Source organism: Plantibacter sp. Mn2098, assembly GCF_049319745.1.
In the GTDB taxonomy this organism is placed as follows: Bacteria; Actinomycetota; Actinomycetes; order Actinomycetales; family Microbacteriaceae; genus Plantibacter.
In genome coordinates this window covers 82,316-98,531 of the sequence record NZ_JBMOUH010000012.1, presented here as the reverse complement: position 1 = coordinate 98,531, position 16,216 = coordinate 82,316, and the positions used below count along the sequence as shown (strand labels likewise).

The 16,216-nt window shown below is 67.6% G+C and carries 10 protein-coding genes; 2 read left to right on the top strand and 8 right to left on the bottom strand.

Going from position 1 to position 16,216, the window contains the following annotated elements:
* Positions 1-23 precede the first annotated feature (23 nt).
* The 7 genes from ACL9RL_RS17835 to ACL9RL_RS17805 form a co-directional block, all read right to left on the bottom strand.
* Positions 24-1,118: an SIS domain-containing protein gene (locus ACL9RL_RS17835; protein ID WP_422781634.1), complete on the bottom strand. Its 1,095-nt coding sequence runs from the start codon at positions 1,116-1,118 to the stop codon at positions 24-26.
* Complete coding sequence (locus tag ACL9RL_RS17830) at positions 1,115-1,894, bottom strand: ATP-binding cassette domain-containing protein (RefSeq protein ID WP_422781633.1); 780 nt, start codon at positions 1,892-1,894, stop codon at positions 1,115-1,117. The genes ACL9RL_RS17835 and ACL9RL_RS17830 overlap by 4 nt, the downstream gene beginning before the upstream one ends.
* Positions 1,891-3,171: an alanine racemase gene (locus tag ACL9RL_RS17825; RefSeq protein ID WP_422781632.1), complete on the bottom strand. Its 1,281-nt coding sequence runs from the start codon at positions 3,169-3,171 to the stop codon at positions 1,891-1,893. The genes ACL9RL_RS17830 and ACL9RL_RS17825 overlap by 4 nt, the downstream gene beginning before the upstream one ends.
* Positions 3,172-3,179: 8 nt before the next feature.
* Complete coding sequence (locus ACL9RL_RS17820; RefSeq protein WP_422781631.1) at positions 3,180-4,160, bottom strand: ABC transporter permease; 981 nt, start codon at positions 4,158-4,160, stop codon at positions 3,180-3,182.
* Entirely contained in the window at positions 4,157-5,152 is a 996-nt protein-coding gene (locus tag ACL9RL_RS17815; RefSeq protein WP_422781630.1) for an ROK family protein, read from the bottom strand. Before ACL9RL_RS17815 ends, ACL9RL_RS17820 begins: the two co-directional genes overlap by 4 nt.
* Positions 5,149-6,159 (bottom strand): phosphotriesterase family protein, encoded by a 1,011-nt coding sequence (locus ACL9RL_RS17810; RefSeq protein ID WP_422781629.1) that lies wholly within the window; start codon positions 6,157-6,159, stop codon positions 5,149-5,151. The genes ACL9RL_RS17815 and ACL9RL_RS17810 overlap by 4 nt, the downstream gene beginning before the upstream one ends.
* A 316-nt stretch (positions 6,160-6,475) precedes the next feature.
* Complete coding sequence (locus tag ACL9RL_RS17805; protein ID WP_422781628.1) at positions 6,476-7,606, bottom strand: substrate-binding domain-containing protein; 1,131 nt, start codon at positions 7,604-7,606, stop codon at positions 6,476-6,478.
* A 237-nt stretch (positions 7,607-7,843) separates the two neighbouring features.
* On the opposite strand from ACL9RL_RS17805, the gene ACL9RL_RS17800 reads away from it, so the two are divergent.
* Together ACL9RL_RS17800 and ACL9RL_RS17795 are read left to right on the top strand one after the other, a co-directional pair.
* A complete protein-coding gene (locus tag ACL9RL_RS17800; protein WP_422781627.1) occupies positions 7,844-9,115 on the top strand; it encodes an ROK family transcriptional regulator in 1,272 nt (423 codons plus the stop codon).
* A 346-nt stretch (positions 9,116-9,461) separates the two neighbouring features.
* Positions 9,462-10,223: a hypothetical protein gene (locus tag ACL9RL_RS17795; RefSeq protein WP_422781626.1), complete on the top strand. Its 762-nt coding sequence runs from the start codon at positions 9,462-9,464 to the stop codon at positions 10,221-10,223.
* A gap of 291 nt (positions 10,224-10,514) precedes the next feature.
* On the opposite strand, the gene ACL9RL_RS17790 is transcribed toward ACL9RL_RS17795, so the two are convergent.
* A complete protein-coding gene (locus ACL9RL_RS17790; protein WP_422781625.1) occupies positions 10,515-15,809 on the bottom strand; it encodes a discoidin domain-containing protein in 5,295 nt (1,764 codons plus the stop codon).
* Between the last annotated feature and the right edge of the window lie 407 nt (positions 15,810-16,216).

The following is a 16,216-nucleotide window of genomic DNA, read 5'->3' as shown; positions in this document are numbered from 1 at the left end:
ACCCCTCGGCAGAAGGAAGTGGGCTAGTGCGTCAGAGTCACCTTGCGGAGGCCGGCGGGGGTGTCGGGGTCGAGACCCCGACCGACCGCGAGTTCGAGGGCGAGACGCTGCAGCGGGATGATCTCCGCGATGGGCGTCAGCAACTCATCGGATGAGGGCACGTCGATACGCGCCACGGCATCGGGAACGAGCCCAGCACCGACCTCGATGACGTCCCCGCCGAGCGCAGCAGCAGCCTCCGCGAACGACAGCACGGACGCCCGCCCGGACGTGCCCGCCGTCAACACGACGACCGCGCTCCCCGGGACGACCTGCCCGAGCGGGCCGTGCGTCGCATCGGCCGCACTCCACCCGGACGCCGCGATCGCGTTGGTCTCCATGAGCTTCAGCGCCCCCTCGCGTGCGGAGGACATCGAGTATCCCCGCCCGACGACGAGGACCCGCTGCCGCCCGTCGAGCGCAGCGACGAGGTGGTCGATGGGCTGCGCGAGCCCGTCGCGCACGACGTCGACGAGCGCAGCGACCCGCGCCTCGATCGACGACCAGCTCTCGCCGGACGCCCGCAACAGGATGAACGCGATGGCGAGGAGCTCGGCCGTGTAGGTCTTCGTCGCGGCGACCGACACCTCCGGCCCGGCGCTCAACGGGACGTGGATGCGCGCAAGGCCGGCCAGTCCACTCCGGGCGTCGTTCGTCAGCGAGACGAGCGGGACGCCGGTATCGACGATCGACGCCGCCGTCTCGATGAGGTCCGGCGACTGCCCGGACTGCGAGACCGCGATCGCGACGGCCGACGGATACCGCAGCTGCGTCCCGAACGCCGTCACGGTCGCCGGCGTCGCGAGCATCGCCGGGATCCGCAACAGGTTGTGGGCGAGGTACTGGCCGTACATGGCCGCGTGATCACTCGATCCGCGCGCGATGAAGACGAGCATCTCCGGCTTGTCGTCGCGGATGAGGCCGGCTGCTGCATCGATCGCCTCGCGCTGCCCTGCGAGCAGGTCGAGCCATCGGTCCGGTTGCTCGGCGATCTCCGAGCGCATGATCGCGCCGCGCACGATCCCGTCGCTCACAGCACCGTCGCTCACGATCCCGTCGCTCGTCACACCGTCGCTCACGAGGTGAGGCCCGTGATCATCGAGACGAGTTCGTTGTGCGTGGTCTCGGCGACGGTCTTCGTCGCCACCTGCGTGCCGCGGCGGAGAACCGTGACGCGGTCGGCGATGCGGAACACCTGCTCCATGTTGTGGCTCACGATGAGCACGGCCGCACCGCGCGCCTTGAGCTTGAGGATCGTCTCCTCCACCTTCGCGGTCTCCGCGACACCGAGGGCGGCGGTCGGCTCGTCCATGAGCACCAGACTGCTCGACCAGTGCGTGGCGCGAGCGATCGCGATGCCCTGACGCTGCCCGCCGGACAGGTCGCTCAGCGCGGCCTTCGCGGACGGGATGCGCACGTCGAGCTCGTCGACGAGCGCCTGCGTGCGAGTCGCCATCTCCTTGCGATCGAGGATGCCGAACGGCTTCTTCCGCAGTTCCCGCCCGAGGAACAAGTTCATGTAGACGGGCTGCAGATCGACGAGCGCGAGGTCCTGATAGACGACCTCGACACCCTTGTTGCGGGCGTCCGACGCATCCCGGAACGTCGTCCGCTCCCCGTTCAACCAGATCTCACCATCGGTCGGCTGGTAGAGCCCGGAGATGATCTTGACGAGTGTGGACTTGCCGGCGCCGTTGTCGCCGACGAGGGCGACGATCTCCCCCGTCTCGATCTCGAGATCGAACCGCTTGATCGCGACGATGCCGCCGAAGTGCTTCGTGATGCCGTCGAGCCGGAGCGGGTTGACCGCTCTGCCAGAGGCCGGCGGCGTCGAGGTGGTGTCTGCGATGGTCATGCTGTCCTCCCGGATGCACTGGAGACGCTGGATGCGCTGGATGCGCTTGCTGGAGTTGGGCCGCCGACACCGCGGAGTGCGTCGTCGACGGTGAGCGGTGCCGAGCCGTCGGCCGACCAGATCCCGGCGACGACCGGGTTGCCGGTGGACAGCCCGGAGATTCCGGCGGTGAGCCCACGCGACACGAACACCTGGGGGCGGAACCCGAAGATGACGGTGTCGCCGGGGGCCGCTCGGTGGTCGCCGAGCGGAACACTTGCGTAGTAGTCGATGGCGTCGGCCGCCGGCATGTCCACGTGCAGTTCCGGCGCGGTCGCGACATCGGCACCCGGTGAGACGAACAGGGCGCTCGTGGGCGTGCCCTCCAACACCGGGTCGACGTAGAGGCCGCCGCCGAACACGTACGCGTCACCGTTCCAGAGGTGCGAGACCTCCGACACGTACGCGATGGCCGGCTCCTCGACGAGGTCGTGCGCCGCGTGCAGCGGAGTCGTCCCGGTCAGTCCGTGGCCCGGCTCCACCTGCGTGGCGCCCGCCTCGGCGAGCGTCGAGAGGATGGAGACCGACGTCGTGCCCGGCGCGTTGACCTGCACGTCCTGACGTCCGGCCTGCTCGAGCGCCCGCAGCGCGGTGGTGAGCGTCGCGAGGTTCGGCGTCGACTTCGCCGTCCCGCTCGCGCGGTCGAAGAGCGTCGCGGGGAACGTGGTGATCCCGGCGAATCGCACACCGGGGATCGCATCGATCCGGTCGGCGATCGCAACGACATCCGCAGCATCGAACCCGCCCTCGTGACCGCGATAGAAGCGGTCCCCGGGGGCGACGATGCGCAACAGCAGGTCCTGCACACGACCGGCGGCGATCGCTGCCGCACCGGCTTCGGCCGCTTTCGTCTCCGAGAACACCGTCCAATAGAGCGGTGCGAGTGCAGCGGCGGCAGCGGCTCGGTGCTTGGGGATCTGCACGAGGTGACCGAGGTGACCTGCCCTGAGCCCACCCGCGGCGGCGGCGATCGCGCACTCCAGGTCGACACCGACCGAATGGCTGATGCCACCCGCGGCGATCGCCAGGGACGCGTCCGGGTTCCGGCCGATCTGCTTCGTCATCGCGAACGGCGTCAGCCCGAGGCGGGCGGCCTCTGCGGCGAGCGCCGTCGCATTGCGGGTGACCGCATCGAGATCGATCACGTACGTGTTGGCGGGGATCGTCCCGTCCTGGTGGAATCGCGCGGCCGCTTCGAGGAGCGTCGGGTTGCGGCGGCGGAGGAGGTCCAAGAACATCGGTGGTCCTAACTGCTCTTCTTGGCGCGGAGGGAGAGGGAGACGGCGATGAGGATGATCACACCGCGCACGATCATCTGCTGTGCGACGTTGAGGCCGCCGAGGAGCAGGCCGTAGTTGATCATGCTCATGAACAGGCTGCCGACGAGGGCGCCGATGATCGAGCCCTTGCCGCCCGTGAGCGCGGTGCCGCCGACGATGACCGCGGCGAGCACACTCATGAGGTCGGAGGTGCCGAGCGTGTAGGTGGCTCCCGCGAGCCGACCGGCGTACAGGAGGCCGGCGAGCGCCGCGGTCGCACCGCTCAGGATGAAGACGATCATCGTGACCCGGTTGACCCGGATACCGCTCACGGCTGCGGCCGCAGGCTTGTTGCCGACCGCGAGCACGTGGGCGCCGAAGCGACGCTGCCGGAGGACGTGCCACCCGATCGCGACGATGATCACGGTCCACCAGATGAGGATCGGGATGCCGAGGAGGGTGCCGCCGCCGAAGACGAAGCTGAACACCGGCTCCGTCACCGGGACCGACTGCAGGTTGGTGAGCTGTTGGGCGAGACCGGTGACGAGCCCCATCGTCGCGAGGGTCACGAGGAACGAGGGCAGTCGCATGATCGTGACGAACGCACCGTTCACCGCACCGACCGCAGCGCCGATCGCGAGCCCGGCGAGGGCCGCGATCCACCACTGGTGAGTCGACTGCAACGTCACGGCCGCGCCGAGCGATGACAGCGCCACCGTGGAACCGATCGACAGGTCGATGTGCCCGATCGAGAGCACGAACACCGCACCAACGGCCATGACCGTGATCGGGGCGGCCTGGGTGACGATGTTGACGAGGGTCGTCACATTGAGGAAGTTCCCTCCCTGCGTGGCCGCGAAGTAGATGAAGACGACAACGAAGCCGATATAGACGACGTACTGCCTCCAATCGACGTGCCGCAGGGCCTCGCCGGCGGTCTTCCGGCCGTCGGTCGTCGTGGTTGTCATGATGCGTCTCTTTCTCGTGGGGTGAGCTCAGTCTCTTCGGAGCGGAGCACGGTGTCGATGGCCAGTCGGACGGCGCCGACGATGGGGGCGTGTGAACCGAGGCTGCTGATGACGACCTCGAGGTCCGGGCGGCCGAGGAGGACGAGCCAGTCGCGGATCGGTTCGAGCAGTTCCACCCGGGTGCCGATGCCGCCACCGAGGACGAACAGTCCAGGATTCACGACGGCGTCCACGGCGACGAGCGCGTGGGCGAGCCATCGCGCCTCGGCATCGAGGGAGGCGGTTGCGTGCGGGTCGCCGAGCTCTGCGCGGTCGAAGACGGCTGCGGCGTTGTGCAGCGGTTCACCGGAACCGGTCGTGTACCGGCCGGTGATCGCATCGCCAGCGACGACCTCTTCGAGCGCACCGCGGCGGTGCGACGCCGGGTCCAGCGGGTCCGCGCCGAGCGGCAGGTAGCCGATCTCGCCGGCGCCGCCGCGTGCACCCGTCCAGAGCTTGCCGTCGAGGATGAGCCCAACACCGATGCCGGTGCCCACCGATACGAACGCGAAGCTGTCGTGCTTGGCGCCTGCTCCCTCGTGCAGTTCACCCAGGGCGGCGATGTTCACATCGTTCTCCAGGATCACCGGGTGGCCGAGCGCGGATTCGAGTTCCGTCGTGAGGCTGAATCCGGCGAGGTCGCCGAGGTTGGGGGCGCGATCGAACCGGCCCGAGTCGCCGTCGGCGACACCGGCGCCGCCGATGGCCGTCGCCACGACGTCGACCGAGGTCGCGCCGGCAGCCTCGGCGAGCTTCGCGACCATGTCGCTCAGCTGGAGGACGAGGCCGCGGCCGGCGCCGTCGATCGTCGGTTCGGTCAGTTCATACAGGACGCGGCCCGAGAGGTCGGCGATGCCGGCGCGGACCTTGGTGCCGCCGAGGTCGATGCCGACGACGAAGCCGGTCGATGCGCGGTGCGCGCCGGACGGGAGGTCGGTCGTGAGCGTGTTCACAGCACCTCCAAGACGTGTGCGGGGTTGGTGGCGAGCAGTTGCTCGCACTGGTCGGGGGTGACGCCGCGTTCGAGCAGCGCGTCGACGAAGACGGTTCCGAGATAGGAGTAGCCGAGCTGTCCGTGGGTGTCCGGGTTCATCCAGACCTCCGCGCCCGTGAGGTCCTGCGCGAGGAGGATCCTGTCGGTGTACCCGAGCTCGACGAGCCAGGCGACGAGATCGGCGCGACCGGCGTCAGAGCGGTGGAAGGCGTGCTTCTCGAATTCGCCCTCCTGGCGCGACTCCGGGGCAGGGCCGAGGAAGAAGTCCCAGTTCTGCTTGCCGATCGTGTCGATGGCGACGCGCGCACCGGCATCGAGGATCTCCCGGACGAGGTCATGGGACAGGTGGGTGTCCATGTGGCCGATGACGACCCGGTCGAAGTCGACGCCCTCGGATCCGAGGATCGCGAGCTGCTCGGCCGCCATCGTCCCGTGGGTCGTGTGGGTCATGATCGACAGACCGGTCTCCCGCTGCGCCCGCCCGATCGCCCGCAGGCACTTCTCCTCGTGCGCGGTGATCTCGCCGAGGCTCGTCGCCTGTTCACCGAACACGCCGGCGCGGACGCCGGATTCGCCGATGCCGCCCTGCACATCCCTGAGGAGGCGGGTCGTGAGGGTGTCGAGATCGGCCTCGCGGGACCAGGCTGGTGAGTAGGACTCCAGGTAGAAGGCGGTGCCCGACACGATGTGGAGGCCGGTGCGCCGGGAGATCTCGGCGAGTGAGGCTGCGTTGTGTCCATCGGCGTCCCGGCCGACGACCCCGTACGGGCTGAGGTCCACGACGGTGCCGAAGCCCAGTTCACGCAGACCGGTGAGCGCTGAGACCGCGAGATCGACGGCGTCGTCGCGGGCGCCGCCGGTGAGCCAGGGCCCAGGGGTGAGGGACAAGAGGTGTTCGTGTGGCATGACCCGGCCCAGCTGATCTGCTGGAACCGGTCCGAGCACGGTGGTGACCTGCCCTGGCATCGGTACTCCTTCGGTGGTGCGTGCGTGGTGCGGGTGCCCCAGGTGGTTCCGGTCCCTGAGCTGCCACTCCGGTCCCTGAGCTGCCACTCCGGTCCCTGAGCTTGTCGAAGGGCGACGAGCCGGGCGGTTGGCGCAGGGTGGGGTGGGACGTGGACCCTTCGACAAGCTCAGGGACCGGGGGGGACGACGGGACGTGGACCCTTCGACAAGCTCAGGGACCGGGGGGAGGTCGGGGCGTGGTCCCTGAGCTTGTCGAAGGGCGATGGGCGAGCGAGGCGGCTGCTGGGGGGAACGGCCGCCCCGCCCGGTCTGTGGGTCAGCCTCCCGTGACGCTCGACGGCGGCTTGGTTCCGTAGTCGGATTCCCAGCCCTTGTCGAGATCGGCCTTCGTGACCTTGGTCGGGTCGGACGCGACCAGCTCCGGTGCAGCCTTGCCGATCACGCCGTACGCTCCGGCGAGGGCCAGACCCTTGCCGATGCCGATCGAACCGTTACCGACCATGCCGGCGACCGTGTTCCCGGAGACCATCGCTGCGCCGAGCGTGGTGTCGAGGTCGTTCGTGACGACCTTGATGTCCGTGCGGCCGGAGGCCTTGATGGCGGCGACGACACCCTGTGCCGCGGTGGCCCAGGAGACGTAGATGCCCTTGAGGTTCGGGTTCTTGGCGATCATGGCGGCCGCGATGGTCTGCGTCGCAGTCTCGTCGGCGAAGCCTTCCGAGTCGACGATCTTCATGTCGGGGTACTCGTAGGCGAGCCAGGACTTGAACGCCTCGTCGCGCTGGTTGGTGAACCAGAAGTTCGCGTTGTAGGAGATGTAGCCGACGTCGCCCTTCTTGCCGAGAGCATCGCCCAGGATCTCGGCGTTGTCGCGGCCGGCCTCGGTGAGGTTCTCGGTGACGATGGACACGAAGTCCGTGCCGGCCTTGTAGCCCTCCGGCGGGGTCGTCATGATGACGAGCTTCGTCCCGGCGTCGACGGCGGGCTTGAACGCCTTAGCCGCAGAGGTCGGGTCGACCGCGATGGTGACGATGATGCTGGGCTTCAGCGCGAGGACCGTCTGCACGTTGTTGGCCTGGGTCGCTGCGTTGAAGCTGGCCTGCGTGCTGGCGACGACGTCGATGCCGAGCTGTTTGAACTCGTCGCGGGCGCCCTTCTCGACGGCTGTGACGAAGTCGCTCGACGTGTGCCAGACGAAGGCGGCGGTGAACTTGCCCGCCTTGACCTTGGCCTGTTCGTCGCTCGTGAGGGACAGCTCGGACAGCGCGCCCGGCTTCTCGCCGTTCGGGCCGGTGAATTCGAGGCTGGGCTTGGCTGCCGGAGTCGACGACGAGGTCGATCCGCTTCCGCCGCCCGCCGAGCAACCGGCGAGGGCGAGGGTGAGTGCGAGGGCTCCAACGGCGATTGCGCGGGGGCGGAACCTTCGGGTGGTGGCTGCAGTGCTCATGGGGTGTGACCTTCCGTGACCGGGTGAGGAGTGCCTGTCCGGTGGCGGCCCTCGGAGAGATCCGGCCCGTCACCATCGACTTGTTGGAAATCATTTTGATTTCAACAAGCAATCAAAGTCAACCCCGAGTTTGTATCGAACAGATTACGGGCCGATGAAAAGCTCTGACATTGGGTGATTTTCGAGGATTGGAGTAGTTTTGAGTTCAGGCTGATCGCAATAGGGGACGAGGGCTCGATGGTGCAAGACACGCGGGAGTTGAACCGCAAAGCGGTGCTCACGGCGCTGATGCAGGCTCGTCCTGCCAGCCGCAAGCAGATCGCGGAAGCCTCCGGGATCTCCGCGGCAACCGTCACGCGGGCCGTCGACCAGCTCCTCTCAGAGGGCATCGTCACCGAGACCGCCGAGATCATCGCCGAGACCCGCGGCCGCCGGGCGGTTCAGCTCGACATCGTCGCCGAGCGCAGTTATGTCGTCGGCGTGGATCTCGGGGCGTCGAACACCCGCATCATCGTCGCCGACCTCCTCGCACATCCGCTCGTCGCCGTCGAGACGCCGACCCCCGTTGAGACCGACTCCCTCGAACTCGCCGCCTGGCTCGCCGGCACCATCCGCGAGGCGGCCGGCGATGTCTGGGACCGCGTCGACCACGTCTCGCTCGGCCTCCCCGGTGCGGTGAGCCAGCGGGATCGGACGGTGTCGAACGCGCCCAACCTGCCGCAGGTGGAGACGGTGACGTTCCTCGATGACGCGCAGGACGCCATCGGCAAGCCCGTCCGTTTCGACAACGACGCCAACTATGCGCTCCTCGGCGAGCAGCACTTCGGCGCCGCTCGGTCGGCGAGGAACGCGGCCATGCTGACGATCGGGTCCGGCCTCGGCGCCGGCCTCGCGATCGACGGTCGCATCCTGCAGGGCGAGCACGGTCTCATCGGCGAGTTCGGGCAGCTCCCGGTCGGCCCGCTGGGGACCCGGCTCGAACACCTCGTGACCGGCGGCGGGATCATCCGTCGTGCGGCGGAGGCCGGGATCGAGCTGACGGCGCCGAACGAGCTGTTCGCGGAGGACGCCGGGCCGGCGCTCCAGACGTTGCGCGCGCACTTCGATCAGGCGCTGCTCATCGTGCTGACTGCGACCACCGTCTCCTGCGACCCGCAGACGATCGTTCTGGGTGGCGGCATCGCGAACTCCCTGACATCGACGCTCGACCGGTATCAGCTCGCGCTGGAGCAGAATCTGCGGGTCTCCCCCACGCTCGCCTCTGCGGAGCTGGGCGACTTCTCCGGGTCGGTCGGCGCGGTCGTGGCGGCCTTGCACGCCGCCTACGAGGACCTCGGCATCCAGGAGGACACGCTCATCCGTCTCCCCCATGGCACCGCGCTCGCCCGTCCCCAGGTCGATGCCGCCCGCGCCCACGTCGATGCGGCCCACGCCAAGGTCGATGCGGCCCGCGCCCAGGTCGACGCGGCCCGCGCCCACGCCAACCCCAACGCCATCCCCGCACGCTAACCCTCCCCTCCAGCTCGCGAACTGTCACTCCTGGCTGGTTGGACGCCTCCCATTCCAGCCGCAACTGACCGCTCGCGAGCTGTCAGTCGTGGCTGGTTTCGGACGTCCAGAACCGCCAGGAGTGACAGCTCGCGGGCGAGAGGCGAACGGAGGGGAGGAAGAAGACCTCGTCAGGGGCATGTCCGGACATCGCGAAATGGGGGCGTATCGCGCGCAAACGAGGTCCACTATGCTCGGCGACAGCCTTCGAGAGCGTCGCGCGACCCGTTCCCTGTCGTCGTGACTTCTTTCCCTGGTATCGAGGATCTCGTATCACCGCTTGCCAACCGCTCAGAAGGACCCCGCCATGCGACGCTCCGCCCTCCGAAGCATCATCATCGCCCCGCTCCTCGTCACGCTATTCCTCAGCGGGTGCACGCCGGACACCGGCGGCGAGGCACCGGCCTCTGCGCAACTCACCGCGACGCCCAGCGCCAGCCCCACTCGTGGTGCAGCGGGGAGCACCGGTGACAAGATCCTCGGCGCGCTCAATCCGACCGATGCCCCGGGAACCGACGACACGCTCTCAACCGATGCGGCGGATCCCGGCGAAGCGAATACCGATGAAGCGTCAGGCTCCGCAGATGGTGATGCAGCAGATCCGGACGCAGCCAACCCGTCGGGCGGTGGGCTCCTCGGCGGCGGAAGCACCGGCGGCAGCAGGAGCATCAAGATCTCACTCTTCGTCTACGGCATGAGCCCGGGCGACACGCTCGAGCTGTGGCCACGGGACGGGAACTGCGTCCGCGACGAGTGGAACGGCAACCTCGATGTCAGCAAGAACGCCTTCGTCGACCGGATGATGACCACCTACTCCGCCAGCGCGGCTTGCGCGTTCGAGAGCTCCTGGTCGACCTGGAACATGCGGCTGATGCGCGCCGACTCGCAACAGTACTTCGGCATCCTCGAGATCGAGCAGACCTCTGCTCCTGCGGCGCTGCAGTACACGGCCCGCGCATCCTGCCAGAACAACAACAACCTCAAGTGCGAGTCGAAGCAGCAGATCATCGTGATCCCCTCCGACAAGAAGCAAGAAGGATTGCTGCTCATCACGCTCAAGCCCGAGTGAGGTGCCGGTCGCGCTCCGGCAGTCGTCTCGCCGAGAGGCATCATCGCGATGTCCCTCGCCGTCTCGACGGTCATATCACCACCCAGCCGACGCGTGGTCGCTTACGAACTTGCCCCCGATAGGGCGCCGCTATTGGACGCCTAGGTAGCTTGACGGCTGCGTCCCCATCAATCAAGCCAACCCCATCCCCGCACGCTAACCCTCCCTCCAGCGCGCGAACTGTCACTCGTGGCTGGCTAGACGCCGCTCATTCCAGCCACAACTGACCGCTCGCGAGCTGTCGGTCGCGGCTCAGCGGATCTCGAACGAGTACAGCGAGTAGCCGAACGGTGTCGCCCGCTCGGTGCCGTGGAACCTGATGTACCGCCAAGTCCCGTCGAGGGTCAGATTCTCTGTTCCCCCTGAGCCGTTCGATGTTGTGGAGAGGGTCGTCCAGGGATCCGTCACGCTGTTCCGCGCCTCGATCCGGTAGCTCTTCCCGTACGCCGACTCCCAGACGAGCGTCGCCCGATGCACCGCTTTCGCTGAACCGAGATCCACTTCGAGCCACTGATCGTCAGTGTGTCCACTCGCCCACCTGGTGGTCGAATCGCCGTCGACGGCTGCACCCGCGGGCACCGACGTCGACTCATCCGAGGACGATGACACGGTGGCGTTGTTCGCGAGATCCGGTGTCGGAGCGCCAGCTGAGGACATCACCCGGAACTCCCACAGTGACACCCCGTACTGGGTGTGCCTCGTGTCGGCGAGCATCCGCACGTATCGGCCCGATACTCCCGACAGCGCGTGTGACTCGTCACCGCCCTGTCCGCGGGTGTCGTCGACGACCGTCTTCCAGTCGTCGGACGCGGTATCACGGACCTGGATCCGATACGCGTCGGCATACGCGTCCTCCCAGTCCAGCTCGACGGAATCGATCGGGACCACCTGCCCGAGATCGACGGAGATCCACTGTCCGTCGGCGGCCGTGCTCGACCAGCGGGTACTGCCGGCCCCGTCGACAGCCCTGGAGCCGTCGAGATCGCCGCGCTCGTTCGACGACGTCTCGGTCGGTTTGCCGATGGCGATGTCCTGCGGGTGCCCCTGGTTCGGTTGATCTGGACGATCTCCGATGGTGGAGATGACCGACTGGCCGGAAACAGTGCCGACCACGGCAGTGACCGTCGCGCTCACGCCGCCGCTGTCAGGCGCCGTGTATGTCCCGCTGTTGTCAACGGAGCCGACTCCCCCGGCCGAGCCGGCATCGTCACCACCGGCGACCGCCCATGTCGCATCGCTCCGCCCGCCGTTGCCATCCGGATCGAACGCGTAGGCCGCGAGTTGCGTCTTCGACTTCGGCAGCACCGATGCCGTGCGCGGTCCCACGAGGACCTGGGTCGGCGCGATCGTCGACGCGGCAGGTGTGCCGTACACGTGGATGTCCCAGATGGAGTAGCCGTACTGCGTCAATCGGCTGACCCCGTGGACGCGTACCCATCGGGCAGTCTGCCCGACGGCGACGTCGTCTGCCGACGCATCGGACTTGTCGACCGTCTGGACGTCATGCCACGGCCCGTCTTCAGTGTCCGCGGTCTGGAGGATGTACCGTTTCGCGGCGGCGGCCTCCCACCGGATACCCACACGGCTGATGTCGGTGGCACGCCCGAGATCGAGCGTGTAGTCGACGTCGTCGGACCCGTGTCGGCTTTCCCAACGGGTGTGGTCGTCGCCGTCCACCGCCTTGTCCGGTGTGCTGTCGCCGAGGCTGGAGGTCGCAGAGGCGTGAGCGCTGAGCGCCGCGTCCGGGATCGAGCCCACCGAGGAGGCGATCGACGTCCCTTCGGCGCCGCCCGCGGTCGCGACGACGTATCCGGCACCCGGAGCGTTCGTCGTCAGGGTGCCGTCGGCGGCGATCGTGCCCGGCCCCGTGTACGACCAGGTGATCGCACCGGGCAGGGCGGCAGGATCGCCGTACTGGTCCTGCCCCGTCGCCGCGAACTGCTTCGGCTCCCCGACCACGGCCTGATCGAAGCCGGGTGTCACCGTCAGTCCGGTCAGGACCGGAGCCGGAGCGACGCGGAACTCGTACGAAGCGTGGACCGACCCGATCGATGCGGTGACGGTCGCCTTGTCGGTTCGGGTCGTAGCCGTGTAGGTGGCATCGGCCGTGGATCCCGCACCGGGCCCACCCGACGCCTCGACCGTGCCGACATCGGCAGTCCACTGCACACCATCGAGCGGGATCGTGGCCCCGTACTGGTCGTAGCCGGTCGCCGTGAACACGGTCGTCGACCCCGGCACGACGGTGCGCGGGCTGCCGTCGGTGCCAACCGTGATCTTCGTGAGGCGCGCATCGAGATGCGAGGTGATCTGCGTGTTCGCCGGTACGGCGATCTGGCCGATGACCGTGTCCCCGTCGTAGACGTCGTAGCTGTGCTGCACGGTGTCCGGGTTGTCGAGCACGTAGCTGTAGGTCCCGTCGGCCGCCCGGAACACCTGGCTCAATGGATCGCTCGTGTGGCGGTTCGTCACCTCGGTGCCGACCGTGCGGTTCGACATCGCTTGGTAGTAGACCATGCCGGCCATCGACTGCCCCGTCACGGCTGGGTCACCAGCCGTCCACAACGCGTGGTGGATGTCGGCGTAGGTGTCCGGATCGTATTGCGCGAGGTATCCGAGCACGACCTGGCCGAGCGCATCACCCATCTCGCTGAAGACCGCCGCCGCGTGCGCCGTGTCACGTCCGGCCTCGTAGTCGGTCAGGTCGACGCCGTACAGGCGGTTGATCGTGTCCGCGTCCGGTTCGTAGTCGGTGACGAGGAATGGCAGCAACGGCGACTGGACCGGCCAGTCCGCCGGCTGCTTGTCTGCGTCCGCTCCATCGAGCTTCGCGGGCACGAGTGAGGCCGGAAGCGTGTCAGGGGTCCAGTACGCGGCAGGGAAGACGACGTCGCCGTTCGCCCCGATCGACACGTACAACGTGTCGGAGGCCGCATCCCACAGCGGATTCGACGCGATCTTCTGTGTGACGTAGCCGGGGTGGTTCCGTTCGAGCGCTCGGATCGCATCCTGCAGCTCACCGATGGCGGCCTGCCGGTCCTGGGTGATCTTCGTGTCGCCGTAACTGCCGACGCCCCACCACTTCTTCGTGAGCATCTGCACGTGTGCGACGTTGCCGCCCGCGATGCCGTCGCCGAGCGATTTCGGCCGGGCCGTCATCATCTGCTTCATGATCGACTTCGAGAAGTCGGGGTCCCAGCCGAAGTAGTCGAACCACGGCGCCGTCGGCATCCACTGGATGCCGTAGATCCACGCCGGGTCGCCGGAGAAGTAGGTCGCTTCCGCCTGACCGGAGTCGAACAGGATGCCGACCTGACCGTGCTTGTACGCCGGCGGGAACGCGCCGTTCCCGTCGTATGACGCAGACGCCGGGTTGCCGTGGACGTTCTGGTAGTAGTCGCGGACGGCTGCGCGTTCGGTGACGTAGGCCATCGCGCCTGCCGCCTGCATGTCCGCGTTGCCGAGGACGGTTCCGAGGAGGAACTCTCCGGCCTCGGACTGGATCGCCTCCGAGGACGACTCCTGGTTGTTGCCGCCGGGCGACGACACGCCGCCGGCGTTCGAGTGCCCCTCCCACACGCCGAAGGTCCGCAGGTGCGGGAACTGCGTGTCCGTGCGGTCCCAGTTGCCGTACTGCTTCACCACGAGGGTGGCCATGCCGGCGTACTGCTGCGCCCACGACGGATCCACCTGGGCGAGTAACGCCGTGGCGACGGCGAAGTAGCCGTAGTGGAAGTGGTTGTCGTTGAATTGCGCAGAACCGTACGAGTCCGCGAAACCGATGAGCGCCTTCCACGTCGGGTACATCGCGAAGAAGTGCTCACTCTCACCATCGGTGTACGTGTACCAGTCGGTGAGCGCAGCGGTGAGCGTGGTCTGCAGTTTCTTCTGGTTGTCCGTGTCGCCGATCTGCTTGGCCACCATCATGTATTCGGCGAGCTGCAGCAGGTCCTTGCCTCCCCAGTACGTGTCGCCGCCGTAGGTCGTCTTCGCGGCGTAGTCGGAGAGGTACTTCTTCATCACGGTTGTGGAATATGCGTTCTCGGCAGGACCGGAACCTGCGTCGACGGACGGGGCGCCGCCGATCGGTGTGATGCCTGAGAAGGCGTAGTCGAGCGTCCAGCCGCCGTGGCCGACGGTCGTCTTCATCACGCCGCGCGGGGTGTCGTAGGTCGCACCGGTGAACCGGAGGTTGTTGCTCGATTCGGCGTATTGGTGCTGGAGCCAGCCCTGGATCGTGTTGTGGTCATCACCCTGCAGCGTGTCGGTGGAGACGGACCACTGCTGCTCGACCTGCCCCTTGGCGGTGTCGTAGGTGTACGCCATCGTCGTGTCGCGAGGGATGGCGAAGGCCGTCTTGTGCAGGTCGTCGAGCGTGAGACCGCTCTTCGGCACGGCACTCAGCACGAGGTACGCGGTCCCGTCCGAAGCGTGCAGCGTGTTCCCGAATCGGGTGAATGTCGTCTCCTTCGGCGCGTGCACGCCGAACACGTGACCGTTCTGGCGGACCTCGAAACGATCCGTCGTCAGGGGAAAGCTCAGCTTCTTCCCGTCGGCGTCGGTGAGCTGCGCATCGTCGCCGAGGGTGATGGACGGCGTCATGCCGTGGAACTCGAACCACTCGTACGGCGACCCCTGCATGCTCGTGACGTCCATGTACTGGCCGCCGCTGCCCGCCTGCGGCATCCGCCAGCTGACGTTCCAATCGCCCCAGCGAAGCGCATCGGCCTCGCTCGCCGCGAATGTCGTGGAGAACCGTTGGGCGATACCGTCGGGCACGTTCGTGAGCAGCACCTGGTCGACGAGGACGTGCGCCCAGCCGGCGGTCAACGCATCGACCACCCGGAGCTGAGCGGTCCGGCCGGCGTAGGCGCTCACATCCCAGCTCTTCCACGCCAATGTCTCCGAGTTGTCACCCGTGGCGCTCTCGACGACCTGACCGTCGACGACGAGCTGCACGGCCTCCTGATCCGGATGATTGCCGCCTCCGATGAGGAACGCGATGGTCGACCGGTCGACCGTGAAGTCCGGAGACGTGAGCGTCCCGGTGGCCCCGTCGCCGTCCTCGTCGGTGAAGGAGTTGAGGAATCGATTTCCGAGCCAGCCGGAGACCGCGCTCTGTCCACGGCTGGCACCGTCGGCCACGCGCTGGAATGCATCACCGGTGGCTGTCCATCCGGTCGGAATGCCGTCTTCGAAGTCGCCGAGGATAGTGTCGGAGGCGTCCGGGGCGGGGGTCACCGTGCCGCCGACCGTGATCGGCTCGTCGAGCTTCATCGCGGTGCCGTCCGAGTTCCACGAGTTCGGGTAGCTCAGCTTCGTGCCGTTCGCGCTGTTCGAGGAGACGAACGGGTACGCCCAGAGATCACCGGAGAACTTGCTCACGAGCAGGTCCGTCCACCACTGGTTCGTCGGCACCGGCTTCCCAGCCTGCGACGGGTCGATGTACAGGTGTTGGTTGAGCGTCGCCTGCACGTCTGCACTGTCGCTGATGCTCGCGGGCGGGGTCGAGGCGTACGAGCCTGCGCCGACGCCGACACCGTCCACGTGCGGAGCAGGGGCAGCAGGCGAAATCGGATCCGCTGATGGGATATTGGCCGGCCGTGCATCGACGGATGTCGCTGGCGGCTGGACTCCCGCTGTCTCCGACGATGACGGAGCCAGAGCCGATGCCGATGCCGCGTGCACGGGACCGGCGGGTCCGAGCATCACGGCGAAGCACCCGATGAGGACGGCTCCCCCCGTCAGGGTGGTAAAGGTTCGCGTCGAACGCTGGTTGTGGACAGGGGAAGAATCACGGCGACGAGGCCCGACAGAGTTCCACACGAGCCAACAGTAGCTATTCGGTTGAGAACGGCTAGTCGTCAGTTCAGAGGACCACCTGTCATTGCGCGTGCAGGCCGCATCGCATTCCTGTCACGGGCACGTGCAACGGCGACAACGGCGAGCGCGAT

Coding starts and splice junctions, on each gene's coding strand:
- ACL9RL_RS17795 (WP_422781626.1), top strand. CDS start 9,462: ATGCGACGCTCCGCCCTCCGAAGCATCATCATCGCCCCGCTCCTCGTC.
- ACL9RL_RS17830 (WP_422781633.1), bottom strand. CDS start 1,894: ATGACCATCGCAGACACCACCTCGACGCCGCCGGCCTCTGGCAGAGCG.
- ACL9RL_RS17820 (WP_422781631.1), bottom strand. CDS start 4,160: ATGACAACCACGACGACCGACGGCCGGAAGACCGCCGGCGAGGCCCTG.
- ACL9RL_RS17825 (WP_422781632.1), bottom strand. CDS start 3,171: ATGTTCTTGGACCTCCTCCGCCGCCGCAACCCGACGCTCCTCGAAGCG.
- ACL9RL_RS17810 (WP_422781629.1), bottom strand. CDS start 6,159: ATGCCAGGGCAGGTCACCACCGTGCTCGGACCGGTTCCAGCAGATCAG.
- ACL9RL_RS17805 (WP_422781628.1), bottom strand. CDS start 7,606: ATGAGCACTGCAGCCACCACCCGAAGGTTCCGCCCCCGCGCAATCGCC.
- ACL9RL_RS17800 (WP_422781627.1), top strand. CDS start 7,844: ATGGTGCAAGACACGCGGGAGTTGAACCGCAAAGCGGTGCTCACGGCG.